Annotated in this window: 17 protein-coding genes and 1 pseudogene; 5 read left to right on the forward strand and 13 right to left on the reverse strand. The window is 68.6% G+C overall.

Annotated features, from left to right (window positions below; genetic code table 11):
• Position 1 precedes the first annotated feature (1 nt).
• From AB0H36_RS07890 to AB0H36_RS07905, 4 genes are all read right to left on the reverse strand, one after another.
• Positions 2 to 829: a carbohydrate ABC transporter permease gene (locus tag AB0H36_RS07890; RefSeq protein ID WP_360518340.1), complete on the reverse strand. Its 828-nt coding sequence runs from the start codon at positions 827 to 829 to the stop codon at positions 2 to 4.
• Positions 826 to 1,773 (reverse strand): sugar ABC transporter permease, encoded by a 948-nt coding sequence (locus AB0H36_RS07895; protein ID WP_360518343.1) that lies wholly within the window; start codon positions 1,771 to 1,773, stop codon positions 826 to 828. Before AB0H36_RS07895 ends, AB0H36_RS07890 begins: the two co-directional genes overlap by 4 nt.
• A 15-nt stretch (positions 1,774 to 1,788) precedes the next feature.
• Complete coding sequence (locus AB0H36_RS07900; RefSeq protein WP_360518346.1) at positions 1,789 to 3,069, reverse strand: extracellular solute-binding protein; 1,281 nt, start codon at positions 3,067 to 3,069, stop codon at positions 1,789 to 1,791.
• Between the two features lie 124 nt (positions 3,070 to 3,193).
• The gene (locus tag AB0H36_RS07905) at positions 3,194 to 4,198 is read right to left on the reverse strand and encodes a LacI family DNA-binding transcriptional regulator (protein WP_360518349.1); all 1,005 of its coding nucleotides are present in this window, start codon (positions 4,196 to 4,198) and stop codon (positions 3,194 to 3,196) included.
• Positions 4,199 to 4,562: 364 nt separating this feature from the next.
• On the opposite strand from AB0H36_RS07905, the gene AB0H36_RS07910 reads away from it, so the two are divergent.
• Positions 4,563 to 5,093, forward strand: a complete 531-nt coding sequence (locus tag AB0H36_RS07910) for an MFS transporter (protein ID WP_360518352.1) — start codon at positions 4,563 to 4,565, stop codon at positions 5,091 to 5,093.
• Here AB0H36_RS07910 and AB0H36_RS07915 read toward each other — a convergent pair.
• Positions 5,090 to 5,293: a hypothetical protein gene (locus AB0H36_RS07915; protein WP_360518355.1), complete on the reverse strand. Its 204-nt coding sequence runs from the start codon at positions 5,291 to 5,293 to the stop codon at positions 5,090 to 5,092. The two genes, AB0H36_RS07910 and AB0H36_RS07915, sit on opposite strands and share 4 nt — an antisense overlap.
• A gap of 108 nt (positions 5,294 to 5,401) precedes the next feature.
• On the opposite strand from AB0H36_RS07915, the pseudogene AB0H36_RS07920 reads away from it, so the two are divergent.
• Positions 5,402 to 5,593 (forward strand): annotated as a pseudogene (locus AB0H36_RS07920) (hypothetical protein); the annotation flags it as partial.
• On the opposite strand, the gene AB0H36_RS07925 reads toward AB0H36_RS07920, so the two are convergent.
• Positions 5,546 to 6,589 (reverse strand): aldo/keto reductase, encoded by a 1,044-nt coding sequence (locus tag AB0H36_RS07925; protein WP_360518358.1) that lies wholly within the window; start codon positions 6,587 to 6,589, stop codon positions 5,546 to 5,548. The pseudogene AB0H36_RS07920 and the gene AB0H36_RS07925 overlap by 48 nt on opposite strands.
• Before the next feature lie 148 nt (positions 6,590 to 6,737).
• On the opposite strand from AB0H36_RS07925, the gene AB0H36_RS07930 reads away from it, so the two are divergent.
• Together AB0H36_RS07930 and AB0H36_RS07935 are read left to right on the forward strand one after the other, a co-directional pair.
• On the forward strand, positions 6,738 to 7,772 hold the full coding sequence (locus AB0H36_RS07930; RefSeq protein WP_360518361.1) for an aminotransferase class V-fold PLP-dependent enzyme: 1,035 nt from the start codon (positions 6,738 to 6,740) through the stop codon (positions 7,770 to 7,772).
• Positions 7,773 to 7,815: 43 nt separating this feature from the next.
• Positions 7,816 to 8,244, forward strand: a complete 429-nt coding sequence (locus AB0H36_RS07935) for a MerR family transcriptional regulator (protein ID WP_360518364.1) — start codon at positions 7,816 to 7,818, stop codon at positions 8,242 to 8,244.
• Here AB0H36_RS07935 and fdhD read toward each other — a convergent pair.
• The 7 genes from fdhD to AB0H36_RS07970 form a co-directional block, all read right to left on the reverse strand.
• The gene (fdhD, locus tag AB0H36_RS07940) at positions 8,241 to 9,068 is read right to left on the reverse strand and encodes a formate dehydrogenase accessory sulfurtransferase FdhD (protein ID WP_360518367.1); all 828 of its coding nucleotides are present in this window, start codon (positions 9,066 to 9,068) and stop codon (positions 8,241 to 8,243) included. The genes AB0H36_RS07935 and fdhD overlap by 4 nt on opposite strands.
• Positions 9,056 to 10,270, reverse strand: a complete 1,215-nt coding sequence (locus tag AB0H36_RS07945; protein ID WP_360518371.1) for a molybdopterin molybdotransferase MoeA — start codon at positions 10,268 to 10,270, stop codon at positions 9,056 to 9,058. Before AB0H36_RS07945 ends, fdhD begins: the two co-directional genes overlap by 13 nt.
• Positions 10,267 to 10,485, reverse strand: a complete 219-nt coding sequence (locus AB0H36_RS07950) for a formate dehydrogenase subunit delta (protein ID WP_360518374.1) — start codon at positions 10,483 to 10,485, stop codon at positions 10,267 to 10,269. The genes AB0H36_RS07945 and AB0H36_RS07950 overlap by 4 nt, the downstream gene beginning before the upstream one ends.
• Entirely contained in the window at positions 10,482 to 13,295 is a 2,814-nt protein-coding gene (gene fdhF / locus AB0H36_RS07955) for a formate dehydrogenase subunit alpha (protein ID WP_360518377.1), read from the reverse strand. The genes AB0H36_RS07950 and fdhF overlap by 4 nt, the downstream gene beginning before the upstream one ends.
• Positions 13,292 to 14,812: an NADH-quinone oxidoreductase subunit NuoF gene (locus tag AB0H36_RS07960; RefSeq protein WP_360518379.1), complete on the reverse strand. Its 1,521-nt coding sequence runs from the start codon at positions 14,810 to 14,812 to the stop codon at positions 13,292 to 13,294. Before AB0H36_RS07960 ends, fdhF begins: the two co-directional genes overlap by 4 nt.
• Positions 14,809 to 15,303, reverse strand: a complete 495-nt coding sequence (locus AB0H36_RS07965; protein WP_360518382.1) for an NAD(P)H-dependent oxidoreductase subunit E — start codon at positions 15,301 to 15,303, stop codon at positions 14,809 to 14,811. The genes AB0H36_RS07960 and AB0H36_RS07965 overlap by 4 nt, the downstream gene beginning before the upstream one ends.
• 71 nt (positions 15,304 to 15,374) lie before the next feature.
• Positions 15,375 to 15,983, reverse strand: a complete 609-nt coding sequence (locus AB0H36_RS07970) for a TetR/AcrR family transcriptional regulator (RefSeq protein ID WP_360518385.1) — start codon at positions 15,981 to 15,983, stop codon at positions 15,375 to 15,377.
• 122 nt (positions 15,984 to 16,105) lie between these two features.
• Here AB0H36_RS07970 and AB0H36_RS07975 point away from each other — a divergent pair, with 122 nt between their 5' ends.
• On the forward strand, positions 16,106 to 16,975 hold the full coding sequence (locus tag AB0H36_RS07975) for an SDR family oxidoreductase (protein ID WP_360518388.1): 870 nt from the start codon (positions 16,106 to 16,108) through the stop codon (positions 16,973 to 16,975).
• Positions 16,976 to 17,042 lie beyond the last annotated feature (67 nt).

Here is a 17,042-nt window from a genome sequence, read left to right on the forward strand (position 1 = left end):
TCTATCCCTTGATGCCGGCGTCGCCGACCCCGCGTACCACGTGGCGCTGGAACAGGGCGAAGACGATGAGCAATGGGAGTCCGCCCAGCACGGCCGAGGCCATGATCTGGGCGTAGCGCAGGCCGTACGAGCCCTGCACGTTGGCGAGACCGACCGGGATCGTCATCATCGACGGGTCGGTGGTCACGATGAACGGCCAGAGGAAGTTGTTCCAGGCGCCGATGAAGGTGAAGATGCCGACAGCAACGAGAATCGGCCGTGACATCGGCACCATCACGCTCCAGACGATCCGCCACCGGGTCGCGCCGTCCACCCGGGCGGCGTCCTCGTAGTCGCGGGAGATGCCGTCGAAGAACTTCTTCAGCACGAACACCATCACCGGCGCGACCACCTGCGGCAGCACGATGCCCCAGTAGGTGTCGACCAGGCCGAGGCCGGTCATCTCCTGGAACAGCGGCACGATCAGCACCTGCGGCGGGACCAGGATGCCCGCGATGATCAGGCCGAACAGCACCCGCCGGCCGGGGAAGCTGGTCCGCGAGAACCCGTACGCCGCCAGCACCGAGACGAGCAGGGTCAGTGCGGTCACCAGGACCGCTACGACGCTGCTGTTCATGAACCAGCGGAGTAGGTCGCCCTGGTCGACGACGCTGCGGTAGGCGTCCACCGTCGGGTCCTGCGGCAGCCAGGTGATCGGTGAGCGTGTGGTCTCCGGCTCCGGCTTGAGCGACGTGTCCAGCGCCCACAGCAGCGGCACCAGCCAGACGATCGCGAGCAGCACCGCGCCGACGATGGTCGCCACCTTCGGGAAGGTCCAGGTCGTCCTCATGCGCCGGCCTCCTTCCGGCCGGAGAACAGCTTGAACTGCGCGATCGCGACGACCACGATGATCGCGAAGAACATGTACGAGATCGCCGACGCGTAGCCGATCCGGTAGTTGGTGAAGCCGTTCTGGTAGATGTACTGGATGATCGGCCGGGTCGCGTAGTTCGGCCCGCCGTTGGTCATCAGGTAGATCTGGTCGAAGATCTTCAGCGACGCGACCAGTTGCAGGACGACGATCAGCCCGGTGGTCCGGCTGAGCAGCGGCAGCGTGATCCGGAACAGCTTCTGCCGGCCGTTCGCGCCGTCGATGTCGGCGGCCTCGTAGACCTGGGCCGGAATCCCTTGCAGGGCGGCGAGGTAGAGCAGGAAGTTGAAGCCGACCGTCCACCAGACGGTCGTGATCACGACGGCCAGCATGGCCCGGTTCTCGGTGTTCAGCCAGTCGATCTCGGCGAACCCGCCGGCTGTCAGCAGGCCGTTCACCAGGCCGAACCCGGGCTGGTAGATCCAGACCCAGATCAGCGTCACGACGGTCGCGGGCAATACGAACGGAGCGAAGTACGAGAACCGCAGCAGCCAGCCGAGCAAGCCTTTGCGGTTGGCGAGCAGGGCCATCACGAGCGCGATGACCACCAGGGGCGGCGTGCTCATCGCGGTGAAGACGAGCGTGTTCTTCAGCGACGCCCAGACGGCCGGGTCGCCGAACATCTCCCGCCAGTTCTGCAGGCCGAGGAACTCCTGCTGGACGCCGGCCAGGCTGGTGTTGAAGAAGCTGTTCCACAGTCCGGAGATCGTCGGCCAGATCAGGAAGGCGGCGAACAGCAGCAGGAACGGCGCGACGAAGAACAGCCCCGCCCAGCGTTCCTTCCACGGCTGCCCGGTCTCCGGTTTCGCCGTCGTCGACGGTGTGCCAGGGGTGGTGACTCGAGGTGGTGTCTGCACGGCCATGGGGGTGACCTCCTGTCAGACCGGGGACGGGGTGTCGAGCAGCGTCTGAGTCGCCGCCTTGAACTGTGCGAGTGCCGCCTTGGGCGTCGCCTGGCCGGAGAAGACCCCGCTGAAGGCGGCCCCGGCCTCGTTCTGCAGTTGCGCACCGGAGCCGCTGAACCACGCGTCCGGGTCGAACAGCACGTGCGGCGCGACGCTGCGGTACTCCGCCTGCGGCTTGAGCTTCAGGTAGTCCTGGCTCTCCGCCACCGGCTGGTACGCCGGGATGTGGCCGCCGGCCGCCCAGTCCGCGCTGTGCTTGAGCATCCACGCGATGTACTCGACCGTCGCTTTGGTGTCGTCCGCGCTCCGGTTCGACTGGTGCGGCAGCACGAACGTGTGCGCATCACCGGCGTACGCCGGGACGTCGTACACGACCGGGAACGGCGCCATGCTGAATGGCATCTTCGCGGTCTGGTACGTCGTCACCTCCCACTCCCCGTTGAAGCTCAGGCCGACGTCGCCACTGGTGAACTGGGCCACCAGGGCCGGGTAGTTGGCCGATCGCGGGACGAGCCCGTCGGCGGCTAGTTTCGCCATCAGCTCCAGGGCCTCGAGCGCCTTGGCGTCGTCGAGGACCAGCTCAGTGCCGTCCTCGGTGAAGAACTCGCCCTCGAGCTGGCCGTACAGCGTCCACCACATCCGCCACGGGTTCGTGGTCTCGATCGAGGCGCCGTACTTGCCGGTGGTCTCCTTGGCCGCCCGGATCATGTCCACGAACTCGTCCACGCCCTTGACCGGCTTGATCTTTCCGTCCGGCCCGAGCAGTCCGGCCTTCTTGCAGATGTCGGTGTTGTAGTAGAGGACGAACGGGTGCTGGTCCAGCGGTACGGCGTACAGCTGCCCGTCGACGACGCAGCGGCTCCAGGTCGCGGGCAGGAAGTCCTCCTCGCGGATCCCGGCGGCGTTCAGCAGGTCGACCGGGATCGGGTCGAGCATGGTGCTCGGGCTGAACCCCTTGAGCCGGGACAGGTGCAGGGTGGCGACCTCGGGCGCCCGGCCACCGGCCGCGGACATCGCCAGCTTGGTGTAGAACGGCGGGCCCCAGGCCAGGGTGTGCGCCTCGAACCGGACGTCGGGGTGCTCGGCGACGTACTGCTGGTGGATCTGCAGCAGGCGGGCGCCGTCGCCGCCGCCGAACAGGTTCCACTCGCGGACCTTCGGTCTGGCGCCGAGCGTGCCGCAGCCGCTGAGCGCGAGAACGCCGGCCAGTCCGCCCAGGACTGCCCGGCGTGAGAGGGGTGGGGTTTCGAGCATCTTCGTGTCCTCCTGGCGGTGGTGGAGCACGGATTTACATCGGTGTACTACATCGGTGTAGAGATGATGCCCGGGTGGTCCGCGGGTGGTCAACCCCTCAGGGACGGTGGCTTTGCGTGACCGGTCAGCCGGCCGTGGACTCGCGCACGTGCAATTCGTACGGCGCCACGATCTCCTGTTGCTCGGAGGCGTCGCCGGCCATCCGCTGCACCAGCAGCTCGACCGCCTTGCGGGCGATGTGCACGCGGTTCGGGTCGACCGTCGTCAGGGTCGGGCTGCTGTAGCTGGCCTCGTCGATGTTGTCGAAGCCCGCGACCGCGACGTCCTCCGGAATCCGGATGCCGTGCGCAGTCAGCGCCCGGACCGCGCCGAGGGCCAATGTGTCGTTGAGGGCGAAGACAGCGTCGAACTTCTGCCCGGTCGCAAGCAGCTCCTCCATCGCGTCCGCTCCACTGGAGCGGTGCCACTTCCCGCCGGACACGGCCAGCTGCTCCGGCGCGGACACGCCGTACTCGGCGAGGGTCTCGGCGTAGGCGCCGTACCGGATGGCTGCGGTGCCCATCCCCTCGCGGGGACGGATGCCGATGACCGCGATCCGGCGGCGGCCCTGGTCGAGCAGGTGCCGTACGACGGCCTTGGTGCCGTCGACGTTGTCGATCATCACGTGGTCGACCGGGCCGTGGAAGATCCGCTCGCCGAGCAGCACCATCGGCGTCGGGGTGCGGAGCTGCTCGACGTCCTCGGGGCCGAGGCCGAGCGGGCTGTAGAGCAGGCCGTCGACCAGGTGGCCGCGCGGGCGGGCGAGCGCGGTCAGCTCACGCTCGCGGCTGGCGCCGGTGGTCTCGATCATCACGGTCAGGCCGTGCTCACCGGCGGCCGCGATCGCGGCATCGGCCAGTTCGGCGAAGTACGGGTTGCTGAGCTCGGGGATGGCGAGCGCGATGATGCCGGTCCGGCCGGACTTGAGGTTCCGGGCGGAGATGTTCATCTGGTAGCCGAGGGCATCGATCGAGGCGAGCACCTTGGTCCGGGTCTCCTCGCGGATGTACGGGTACCCGTTCATCACGTTCGAGACCGTCTTCGGCGACACCCCGGCATGCCGCGCCACGTCCCGCATCGTCACCGCCACGGCGTCACCCCCTTGTCACCCGGTCCCAGGTTTCCCCACACCGTAATGCACGCGGCCGACACGCTCAGGCTCGCGTGAATGTTTCGTCCACCGCGCCACCCGGGATCGCTCTGCGTGACTGGCGGCGCTGACCCTGATCGACCGACTGGAGCGACTCGGGTACGTCGATCGCGCCCGGAGCGGCCGGGTTCTGGAGCTCAGCCTGACCGCGGCCGGCCCGCGGGCGAATGCCCTGGGACCGGGACGGGCGTTCCTCGTGCCGTTGGCGATGCTGGTTGGCGTTGCGGCGATCGCCGTACGGCTGCCCTGTCGAACTGGGGCGCCTCGCCGAGCTGAGGCTCGGAGTGGTTGGGCGTCGGGGCGGGTGATCGGGCTGATCGGGTTGTCGGTGGCGTACTACTTCACCTACGGGCCTTTCGACTCCGTGTTGCCGTACTTCACCCGCGAGCAGTTGGGCAGCGGGGTTGGTGGTTACACGCTGCTGTGGGTGCTCTTCGGTGCGGCCGCGCTGGCGACGTTGCCGTTCGCGCCGTGGCTGGCTGATCGGCGGCCGGGCCTGGTGAATGCCTGCAGGGCGCTCGTGTGGGGCCTCGTCACGCTGCCGATCGTCCTCACCGACAGCCTGCCTGCAGCGGCGGCGATCTTCCTGGTGTCAGGCGCGGTGTGGGGGCCGTACTCGGCGATCGAGGCGACGGCCTTGCAGCGTTGGGCCGATCCGGCGAGTCACGGCGCGATGTTCGGCACGCAGCGTGCGTTGCTGTCGATCGCCTTCCCGCTGGGTGCCGTGGTGGGTGCCGTTGCGGTCGATCATGTGTCGCCGGCGGTGATTCTCGCGGTATCCGCGCTGTGTTGCGCCGCCGCGGGTGCGGTGGCGATGGTGCCGTTGCGGCGCTAGCAGCCGTACGGCGGGCGGTACAGCGGGGTGAGCTTGATACCGGCCTGGAGGGCCTTGCTCAGGATGGCCGACTCCGGTCGGCCGAGGCGGAGGCTGATCACCGAGGGTGGAAGGTTGTCGGCGGCCAGCTCTTTCAGTTTGCGCAGTTCCTTTGTCGTCCAGGGTTCCGCAGCGTTGCGGATGGACTGTGGCAGTCCCATCGTCCTCACATTCCTTCAGCGGTTCTGCCGCCCCTGTGCCCGATGTTCAACGTTTGAAAAGCCAGTACGACGCAAACCCTCCGCAACGGCTCCGCAGGTACGGCGGTCCGCCGCCTGCAACGCTTGTTGACAGCCGCTCTGGCGCGCACAGTCGCCATCGACGGCCAGTTCGGACCGCTCACCGAGAGCGCCGCCCGCGACTACCAGACGAGCATCCGGTCACTTGGTCGGCACTACAAGCAGGCAAGTAGCTCAGCGGTCCGCCGGCGGCCGCCGACGCCACGTCACGTCAGTGAGTGACGGCGGTCGCCACGCACCGTCCGGCTGGTAGAGGTCCGTGCCCGGCGGCACGATCTCGTCGATCCGGTCCAGCGTGGCGTCGTCCAGTGTGAGGTCGGCGCTCTTCAGCAGACCGTCCAGATGCTCCATCGTGCGCGGGCCGCTGATCACCGACGTCACCGCGGGATGCGTGGTGACGAACGTCAGCGCCAGCTCGGGCAGCGTGCAACCGATGCCCTCGGCAACCTCGATCAGCTGCTCGACCGCGTCGAACTTCGCCGCGTTGCCCGGGATCGACGGGTCGAAGCGGAACGGCGTCAACGCAGCACGCCCGGTGGTCAGGTCGACCGGCTGATCCTTACGCACCTTGCCGGACAGGAAGCCGGACGCCAGCGGGCTCCACGTGAGCACGCCCATCCCCAGCCGCTTCGCGGTCGGCAGCAGCGACCGCTCGATGCCGCGCGCGATCAGCGAGTACGGCGGTTGCTCGGTCCGGAACTTCCCGTACCCGCGCCGTTCCGCGACGTGGTAGGCGTTCACGATGTCCTCGGCCGGGAACGTCGAGCACCCGAACGCGCGGATCTTCCCCTGGCTGACCAGGTCGGTCAGCACCCACAGCGTCTCCTCGATATCCGTGCTGTAGTCCGGCCGGTGGATCTGGTACAGGTCGATCCAATCCGTGTCGAGCCGCCGCAGGCTGTTCTCCACCTCCTGGACGATCCACCGCCGCGAGTTCCCGCTCCGGTTCCGCGACCCGTCCTCGAGCGGGAAGTGCACCTTGGTCGCCAGCACAGCGTCGTCGCGGCGGCCCTTCAGCGCCTTGCCGACGATCTGCTCGGACTCACCGCGCGAGTACATGTCGGCGGTGTCGACGAAGTTGATGCCCTGGTCGAGGGCGGCGTGGATGATCCGGACACATTCGGCGTGGTCCGGGTTGCCGACCGCACCGAACATCATCGTCCCGAGGCAGTGCGCACTGACCTCGATCCCAGTCCCACCCAACACGCGATAACGCATCCACTCACTCCTAACTCCAAATCGTCCCGCCACGCTAAGAGCTAGAGCGCCCTCTAGGTCAAGCCTCACCTTGAGAAGCCACCGACCGTTTCGGGCGCCGCAATGTGGTTGGTGGGTTCTCAAGGTGGGGCTTGCGTAGGGTGGGTGAGTGGATTTCGAGGGGTTGTGGGATGCGGAGCCCGGGTGGCTGAACACGGCGTCGTACGGGTTGCCGCCGCGGGCGGCGTGGGAGGCGCTGCAGGCCGCGCTGGGCGACTGGCGGGTCGGCGCGACGAGTTGGGAGCCGTGGGACGAGTCGACGACCCGCTCCCGGGAGTCGTTCGCCCGCCTGGTCGGGGCCGATCCGGTCGACGCGTTCGTGGGCAGCACGGTCTCCGCCGCGGTGGCGCCGATCGCGGCCGCGTTGCCGGACGGCGCGAAGGTGCTGACCGACGACGTCGAATTCACCTCGAACGTCTTCCCGTGGAAGGTGCACGAGGACCGCGGCGTCGAGGTGATCGCCGTACCGGGTGACGAACTGGTGGCCGCGATCCGGCCGGGGATCGACCTGGTCGCGGTGAGCGCGGTCCAGTCGTCGACCGGCGCCGTACTCGACCTGCCTGCGGTTGTTGCCGCTAGCAAGGAAGTTGGCGCGCTGCTGGTGATCGACGCGAGCCAGGCGCTCGGCTGGCTGCCGCTGACCGTGGACGGCATCGACGCCCTCGTCGCGCACACCTACAAGTGGCTGATGTCGCCTCGCGGCGCCACGCTCGGTTACCTCTCGCCGCGACTGCAGGAGCGCTGCCGCCCGTCGGCCGCCGGGTGGTACGCCGGCCGGACCGTGCACAGCTCGTACTACGGAGCCGAGATGGATCTCGCTCCGGGCGCGCGGAAGTTCGACCAGTCGCCTGCGTGGTTCAGCTTCGTCGGCGCCGCGCCCGCGCTCGAGCTGATCGAGCAGATCGGGGTCGAGACGATCCACCGCCACAACCTCGAGCTGGCCAACGAGTTCCGCGCCGGGCTCGGCCTGCCGCCGTCCGACTCCGCCATCGTCAGCACCAACCTCGCGGGCGCCCAGGAGGCGTTCGAGGCGGCCGGGATCCGGGCGGCCGTCCGGGGCGGGAAGTTACGGGCGTCGTTCCACATCTACACGACGACGGCCGACGTACATCAGGCCCTCACGGCGCTCAAACCGCTGCTGTAAAAACAGCTAGAGGGTGGTCTAGGTCCGGGTTATGGTGCCGCGTATGAGCACGGGACTGAGCATCGGACAGGTTGCGGAACGGACCGGGCTGAGCGTGCACGCCCTCCGGTTCTACGAGCGCGAGGGCCTGCTCGCGGATCCGGTACGGCGGGAGTCGAACGGCCGGCGCGTCTACTCCGAGGACGACGTCGACTGGCTCGGCATGTGCATCAAGTTCCGCTCGTCCGGGATGCCGCTGGACACCATCCGCAAGTACACGGATCTGGTCCGCCAGGGCCCGGGCAACGAGCAGGACCGACTGGCCCTGCTCCGCAGCCACCAGGACCACGTCACCGCGCAGATCCAGGAGCTCACCGACTGCCTGGACGTCATCACCCACAAGGTCGACGTCTACAGCCGCCACCTGGCCGCCGGCACCGCCGACTGCCTGTGGACGACCCCGTCCAGCAGCACCGACTCCGCCGCGTCCTAGTCCACCGTGATGCGGTCGGGGTGGGCGTAGAGGTTCATGGTGCCGTTGCGGATGAAGCCGGCCAGGGTGAGGCCGGACTCCTGCGCCAGGTCGACGGCGAGGGAGGACGGGGCCGAGACGGCGCCCAGGATCGGGATCCCGGCCATGACCGCCTTCTGCGCGAGCTCGAACGACGTACGGCCGGAGACGATCAGGATGCAGGCGCGGGCCGGGATGTGACCGGCGAGGACGGCCCAGCCGATCACCTTGTCGACGGCGTTGTGGCGGCCGACGTCCTCGCGTACGACGAGTAGCTCGCCGGTGGACGTGAACAGGCCGGCCGCGTGCAGACCGCCGGTGCGGTCGAACACCTGCTGTCGTTCGCGGAGTGCGTCGGGCAGGTCTTTGAGTACGTCGTACCGCACGCGCACCTGGTCGTCCGCCGGGGAGTGGCGCGTCTTCAGGCGTACGGCGTCCAGCGACGCCTTGCCGCAGACGCCGCAGGACGAGGTAGTGTAGAAGTTGCGCTCGACGCCGGTCACGGGTGGTGGGACGCCGGGCGCGAGACCCACGTCGAGAACGTTGTAGGTGTTGCGGCCTTCGTCGTCGACCGAGTCGCAGTACCGGGCGTTGCGGATGTCGTCGACGCTGCCGATCACGCCCTCGGTGTGCAGGAAGCCGTGCGCTAGCTCGACGTCGTGGCCGGGGGTGCGCATCGTGACGGCGAGCGGCTTGCCGTCGACGCGGAGCTCGAGCGGCTCCTCGACGGCGATCGAGTCCGGTCGGCTGCGGTCGCCGGCCGGGCCGAGACGCAGTACCGGACGACGTGCGATCAGACGGCCCATGGTCGCGCTCCAGGATCGAGTGGCAGCAGCCGCGCGGCGATCGCCTCGGCCGGTCCGGGGTCGACCACGGCGAGCGCGTCGGCGGCGGCGACTCCGCGGAGCATGGCGGAACCGCCATGGCCGACCGGTACGGCGCCTTGTGGGGTGACGCGGACCGGGACGAGGCGGGTACTGCGCGGGTGGCAGGGCAGCCCGCCTGGTACCGGAGCGACCGGTAGCGCTGGGAGCGGGAGACCGCGCATGCGGAGGATCGCCGCTACGCCCAAGGTGAGGAAGGCGGTCAGGGCGGCGAACGGGTTGCCGGGGAGGCCGACGACGAGGCGGCCGTCGTTGAGGCGGGCGAGGGCTTGGGGGTGACCGGGGCGGCAGGCCACGCCGTCGATGATCAGCTCGGCGCCTAGCGCGGACAGTGCTGGTCGTAGGTGATCTGCAGGGCCGGAGGCAGATGAGCCGGAGACGAGGATCAGCTCGGCGTCGGTGGACCGGAGGGTGTCGATGAGCGCCGTACGGTCGTCTGGCAGGTGGGTGACGGGGAAGGCCTGGGCGCCGGCTCGGGTGATCAGTCCGGGGAGCATGGGGCCGATGGCGTCACGTACTCGGCCTGGTCCGGAGGCGCCGCGGTGTACGAGCTCGTCGCCGGTGACGATTGCTGCCACGCGTGGTTGCGGGATGACTGTGAGCCGGTTGAGCCCGACGGACGCGGCCACGCCGAGGACTGCTGGGTCTACAACCACGCCGGCGGGCAGCAACAGCTCGCCTGCTTGGCACTCCTCGCCCGCTCGCCGGATGTGCTTGCCGGACTCGTCTGGACCGTGGAGCAACTCACCGACCCGGAGGGCATCCTCATCCCTGATGACCGAGGACGCTCCACTCGGCACAGCAGCCCCTGTCGTGATGCTGCAGGCCTCCCCGACCTTCAGCTCCACCGCCGCTGTGGTGCTGACTCCCACCTGCCCCACAACCCGCCACGGCCCCGCCCCACACACCGCAAACCCATCCATAGCCGCCCGATCCACCGGCGGCACCGCAACCGACGCCACCAACGGAGTAGCCAGCACACAGCCCTCGGCCTCCGCCAACCCCCGCGCCACAGCCGCCCCCGGCACTCCAGCTGAATGCGCCAACTCCCGCGCCACATCCCAAGGCAACACATCAACAGCATGCCGCCGAGCCAGGTGCGGGGTTTCGTCCGGTTGCGTCACTTGGGGGCCAGTTGTTGGGCGGCCAAGGCTGCTACTGGGTCCAGGCTTTCGGCTCCGGCTTCTACGTGGGCTATGAGGGCGCGCTTCATGCGGGGGTCCCAGGCGGCCTTCATGTGGTTGGCGATGGCGGTGGCGGCGTCGGCCGGGGGGCGGTGGGCGAACTGGACGGCGATCTCGTTCGCCAGGCGCACGTACGGCGGCAGAGTGTTGCTCATCTCGCGCCGACCGCCTCGCGCTCGGTGGTGGTGCCCGTCGGCTGGGTCAGCAGGTCGACCTGGACGGCGGTCACCTTGTACTCGGGGCAGTTCGTCGCCCAGTCCGAGTTGTCGGTGGTGACGACGTTCGCCCCGCTCACCGGGTGGTGGAAGGTCGTGTAGCAGACCCCGACCGGCATCCGGTCGGACAGCTTCGCGTGCAGCGTCGTCCGGCCGACCCGGCTCGACAGCGCGACCGTGTCGCCGTCCTCGATCCCGCGGACCTCGGCGTCGTGCGGATGCAGCTCGAGGATGTCCTCGGGATGCCAGGCGACGTTCGCCGTACGGCGGGTCTGGGCGCCGACGTTGTACTGCGACAGGATCCGCCCGGTGGTGAGGATCAGCGGGAACTTCCGGGTCGACCGCTCGCTGGTCGGCACGTACACGGTCTCCATGAACCTGCCCTTGCCCCGGGTGAACTCGTCCTCGTGCATGATCGGCGTCCCGTCCGGGTGCTCGAGGTTGCAGGGCCACTGGATCGAGCCCATCTTGTCGAGCTTGTCGAACGACACCCCCATGAACGTCGGGGTGGTCAGCGCGATCTCGTCCATGATCTGGCTCGCCGAATCGTAGTGCATCGGGTAGCCCATCTGCTGGGCGATCTCACAGATGATCTCCCACTCCTGCTTACCGGTCTTCGGCGCCATGATCGGCCGTACCCGGTTGATCCGCCGCTCCGCGTTCGTGAACGTGCCGTCCTTCTCCAGGAACGACGTACCGGGCAGCAGCACGTGCGCGAACTTCGCGGTCTCGTTGACGAACAGGTCCTGTACGACGAGCAGGTCGAGCGCACCCAGCGCGGCGAACACGTGCTGGGTGTTGGGGTCGGACTGCGCGATGTCCTCGCCCTGCACGAACAGCGCCTTGAACGACCCGTCGATCGCGGCGTCGAACATGTTCGGGATCCGCAGACCGGGCTCGTTCAGCAGCGGCGTGCCCCACAGCTGCTCGTAGACCTCGCGGACGCCGTCGTCGGACACGTGCCGGTAGCCCGGCAGTTCGTGCGGGAACGACCCCATGTCGCAGGAGCCCTGCACGTTGTTCTGGCCACGCAGCGGGTTCACGCCGACGCCGCGCCGGCCGATGTTGCCGGTCGACATCGCGAGGTTCGCCATCCCCATCACCATGGTCGAGCCCTGGCTGTGCTCGGTGACGCCGAGACCGTAGTAGATCGCCGCGTTGCCGCCGGTCGCGTACAACCGGGCCGCAGCGCGGATTTCCTCGGCCGGTACGCCGGTGATGTCCGCGACCGCCTCCGGGCTGTGCTCGGGCTGGGCGATGAACGACTCCCAGGTCTCGAAGTCCTCACACCGATTGTCGACAAAAGGACGATCGACAAGACCTTCGGTGACGACGACGTGCGCGAAAGCGTTGATGATCGCGACATTGGTGCCGGGCGCCAGCTGCAGGTGGTGGGCGGCCTCGATGTGCGGCGAGCGGACCAGGTCGATCCGGCGCGGGTCGACGACGATCAGCTTGGCGCCCTGCCGGAGCCGCTTCTTCATCCGGGACGCGAACACCGGGTGCCCGTCGGTCGGGTTGGCGCCGATCACCAGGATCACGTCGGCCTCCTCGACCGACTTGAAGTCCTGGGTGCCGGCCGACTCGCCGAACGTCTGCTTCAGGCCGTACCCGGTCGGCGAGTGGCAGACCCGGGCGCACGTGTCGACATTGTTGTTGCCGAACACCGCGCGGACCATCTTCTGGACGGCGTACACCTCTTCGTTGGTCGTCCGCGACGAGGTGATCGCGCCGATCGACCCTTGGCCGTGCTCGGCCTGGATCTCGCGCAGCCGGCGGGCGGTGAAGCTGATCGCCTCGTCCCAGGAGACCTTGCGCCACTCGTCCGCGGTCGTGTCCCGCACCATCGGCTCGAGCACGCGGTCCGGGTGGCTGGCGTACCCGAAGGCGAACCGGCCCTTCACGCACGAGTGACCCTCGTTCGCGCCACCGTTCTTGTACGGCACCATCCGGACCAGCTCGTCGCCGCGCAGCTCTGCCTTGAACGAGCAGCCGACACCGCAGTACGCACAGGTCGTGACGACCGACCGCGTCGGCATGCCGAGCTCGACGACCGACTTCTCCTGCAACGTCGCGGTCGGGCACGCCTGGACGCACGCGCCACACGACACACAGTCCGACTCGAAGAACGAGACACCAGCACCTGCGGCGACCTTGGAGTCGAAGCCGCGGCCCTCGATGGTCAGCGCGAGCGTTCCCTGTACTTCGTCACACGCGCGGACGCACCGGGAACATGCGATGCACTTCGACGCGTCGAAGTCGAAGTACGGGTTGGAGGTGTCGGTCGGAAGGTCCATGTGGTTGGCGCCGGCCTCGACACCGGATCCGTACCGGACCTCGCGAAGACCCGTGACACCGGCCATCTCCTGCAGCTCGCAGTCGCCGTTGGCCGCGCAGGTCAGGCAGTCGAGCGGGTGGTCGGAGATGTACAGCTCCATCACGCCGCGACGGAGTTTGCCGAGCCGCTCGTTCTGGGTCCGGACCACCATGCCGTCGGCGACGGGCGTCGTACAGGAGGCTGGTGTGCCGCGTACGCCGTCGATCTCGACGACGCACAACCGGCAGGAGCCGAACGCCTCGAGACTGTCGGTCGCGCACAGCTTCGGGATGTCCAGGCCGGCTTCCTTGGCCGCGCGCATCACCGACGTACCAGGTGGAACCGCGACAGTCACACCGTCGACGGTCAGGTTGATGGTAGCTGCGCCGTCGCGGGCAGGAGTGCCGTAGTCGGGTTCCTTGAGCAGAGTCATGCCTGGAAGTCCTCTCCGAAGTGGCGGACGGCGCTGCGCACCGGCATGGGGGTCAGCCCACCCATCGCGCAGAGGGAGCCGTCGGTCATCAACTCGCACAGGTCGTCGAGCAACACGAGGTTCTTCTTCCGGTCGTCACCGGCGACGATCCGGTCGATCGTCTCGATGCCGCGGACCGCGCCGACCCGGCAGGGCGTGCACTTGCCGCACGACTCGGCGGCGCAGAACTCGAACGCGAACCGGGCCATCGCGGCCATGTCCACGCTCTCGTCGAACACCACGATCCCGCCGTGCCCGACCATCGCGCCGGCGGCCGCGAACGCCTCGTAGTCCATCGGCAGGTCGAACTGCTCGACCGGGAGGTAGGCGCCGAGCGGGCCGCCCACCTGGACGGCCCGCACCGGACGTCCCGACGACGTGCCGCCGCCGAAGTCGTTCACCAGCTCGCCGAGCGTGATCCCGAAGGCGGTCTCGACGATGCCGCCGCGGGCGACGTTGCCGCCGAGCTGGAAGACGCTGGTGCCGAGCGAGCGGCCCATTCCGTACGACGCGTAGGCCTCGGCGCCGTTGGCCAGGATCGTCGGGACCGTGGCCAGCGACAGCACGTTGTTCACCACGGTCGGCCGGCCGAAAAGCCCTTCCAGCGCAGGGATCGGCGGCTTCGCCCGGACCGTCCCACGCTTGCCCTCGAGGCTCTCCAGCATCGAAGTCTCTTCACCGCAGATGTACGCCCCGGCGCCGACGCGCACGTGCAGGTCGAACGTCAGGTCCGAGCCGAGGATGTTCTCGCCCAGCCAGCCTTCGCTCCGGGCGATCTCGATGGCGGCCTTCAGCGTCGCGACCGCGTCCGGGTACTCCGAGCGCAGGTAGACGTAGCCCTCGGTCGCGCCGACCGCGTACGCCGCGATCGTCATCCCCTCGATCAGCGTGAACGGGTCGCCCTCGATCAGCATCCGGTCCGCGAACGTTCCCGAGTCACCCTCGTCCGCGTTGCAGCACACGAACTTCAGGTCCGACTTCGCGCCGAGCACGGTCCGCCATTTGATGCCGGTCGGGAAGCCGGCGCCGCCACGGCCGCGCAGGCCGGAGTCGACCACCGTCTCGACCACCTCGGCCGGAGTCATCGAAAGTGCTTGCCTCAGGCCCACATTTCCGCCGTACGACGTGTAGTCGCCGGCGGAGAGTGGATCGACCACACCGACCCGGGCGAACGTGAGCCGCTGCTGCCGCTTCATCCATGGGAGCTCCTCGACCAGGCCGAGGTACGCGCCGATGTCGCGAACCTCGCCGCGCAGCATGCCGGCCGCGACTAGTCCGTCGACGTCCTCGGGCGCGACCGGTCCGTAGCCGACGCGGCCTTCGGGGGCCTCGATCTCGACCATCGGCTCCAGCCACAGCATGCCGCGGGAGCCGGTCCGGACGACCTCGACGCCGCCGATCGCGGTGATCCGCTCGGCGACCTCGTCGGCGCCGACCGACCGCGCGGCGGAGTCCTTGGGGACGTACACCTTGGTCATCGGGCCTCCCCGAGGATCGCGTCGAGCCGGGCCGGCGTAACCCGTCCGTGCAGCTTGCCGCCGACCTGGACCGCCGGGCCGAGCGCGCAGTTCCCGAAGCAGAACACCTCGTCCAGCGTCAGCCGCCCGTCCGCCGTCGTCTCACCGAACCCACAGCCGGTACTGCGTTTCGCGTGCTCGGCCAGCGTGACCGCGCCGACCGACCGGCACGCCTCCGCCTGGCAGATCGCCACGGTCGTGCGTCCGGCCGCCGTACGACGGAAGTCCTTGTAGAACGTGACGACGCCGTGGACCTCGGCCACGGCGATGTTCAGTACGTCGGCGACGACCGGGACGTCGCCCTGGTCGACGTACTCGAGCTCCTCCTGGATCGCGTGCAGGATCGGGATCACCGCCCCGCGGAGCCCACGTAGTTCGGTGGCTATCTCGCGCACTCGCTGGGCACGCCCGGGAACCGGGACGGGGGCGGCGGCCACGACCTCACTCGTCATGTATACAACATTCCGTCGCCCGACCCGCAGGGTCAAAGCAATGCTGCCTATGAGCTGATAGACGCCGTCTATCAAACAGCCGGAGCGGCCGCCTCACGCGGTTGCAGGCCGCACAGGACGGTGTCGACGAGGGTGTCGACGTACTCCGGTGTCAGTGGGCCAGTCTGTTGCAGCCAGCGGTTGAGGATCGGGCCGAAGATCAGGTCGACGGCGACGTCCAGGTCGGCGTCCTTCGAGATCTGGCCGGCTTGCTGGGCGGCTCTGAGGCGGTCCTTCTTCACTTCGCGCATCGGCCCGTCGAGGCGCTTGTGGTAGTCGGCGGCCAGCGCGGGGTCGTGCACGATCTCGGTGTGCAGGGCGCGCATCGTCTGCCGGTAGCGGGGGTTGTCCAGGTCTTCGACGGTGGCGTTCAGGACCAGTTTGAGGTCGGCGGCCAGGTCGCCGGTGTCGGGTAGCGCGGCCAGCTCGCCGTCGGGCGTGCCGGCCAGGGTGAGGAAGGCGTCGAACAGCAGTGCGCCCTTCGACGGCCACCAGCGGTAGATCGTCTGCTTGCCGACGCCGGCGGTGGAGGCGATCATCTCGATCGCGACCTTGGGGTAGCCGATATCGGCGACCAGGTCCAGGGCGGTGTTGAGGATCGCCTGGCGAGAGGTCTCGCTGCGGCGACTCGGGTTGGGCATGCGGCCACCTTACCAGTCAACGAGACGAGACGGTCCGTCTTGACAGTCATGTCGTTGGTCAGGCAAGCTTCTGGTTGTCGCGAGACGGAACGGACCGTCTCGCTTAAAGAGAGGGGCCCGAGATGGAAACCGCTGGTCAAACGGCATCCGGTGCGGTCGAGGGTCGGGTCTGGTTCATCACCGGCGCGAGCCGCGGGCTGGGGCGCGCCTTCACCGAGGCGGCTCTCGCTGCCGGCGATCGGGTCGTCGGCGTCTCTCGCGATACGTCGCCCCTCGGCGACCTTGCCGAGCTGCATCCGGACCGGTTGCTCCCGCTGTCAGTTGACGTGACCGATCGGTCGGCCGTGTTCGACGTGGTTGCAGAGGCGGTCCGGCAGTTCGGCCGGCTCGACATCGTCGTGAACAACGCCGGCGCGCTGTATGCCGGGATGGTCGAGGAGTTCTCCGAGGCGCAGGCGCGAGCCCAGTTCGACCTCAACTTCTTCGGTGCGCTCTGGGTCAGTCAAGCCGTCATGCCGCAGCTTCGGGCGCAGGGCAGTGGGCACATCGTGCAGATCTCCAGCATCGGCGCGCTTGGCGGCTTTCCGAGCACTGGTCTCTACAGCGCCAGCAAGTTCGCCCTCGAAGGCATGAGCGAAGCGCTGGCCGCCGAGGCTGCTGCCTTCGGCGTCAAACTCACCATCGTCCAACCCGGCGGCTACTGGACCGACCTTTACGCCAACACAACCGCCACGACTCCGAACCCGGTCTACGACCCACTCCGTGCAGAGTTGGAGAAGCAGTGGGCCGAAGGCTCCATCGACAGCGAGCCCCGCCTCGCCGCCGAAGCCCTCATGAAGCTGGTTGCCAGCGACACCCCACCCCTCCGCCTCCTCCTCGGCAGCATGGTCTACGACCTGGCCTTCGACATCTCCCAGCAACGCATGACCACCTGGTCCGCCTGGGAAGACGTAAGCCGAGCCGCCGAAAAAGCAGTCCCCGCCCCAACCTGACCACCAGCGACGCTCACACGCGCCCGGCCACGGATTCCCGGAATAGCTGCACGGCGCGACCGGGTCG

This window comes from Kribbella sp. NPDC050820 (assembly GCF_040653975.1).
GTDB lineage: Bacteria > Actinomycetota > Actinomycetes > Propionibacteriales > Kribbellaceae > Kribbella.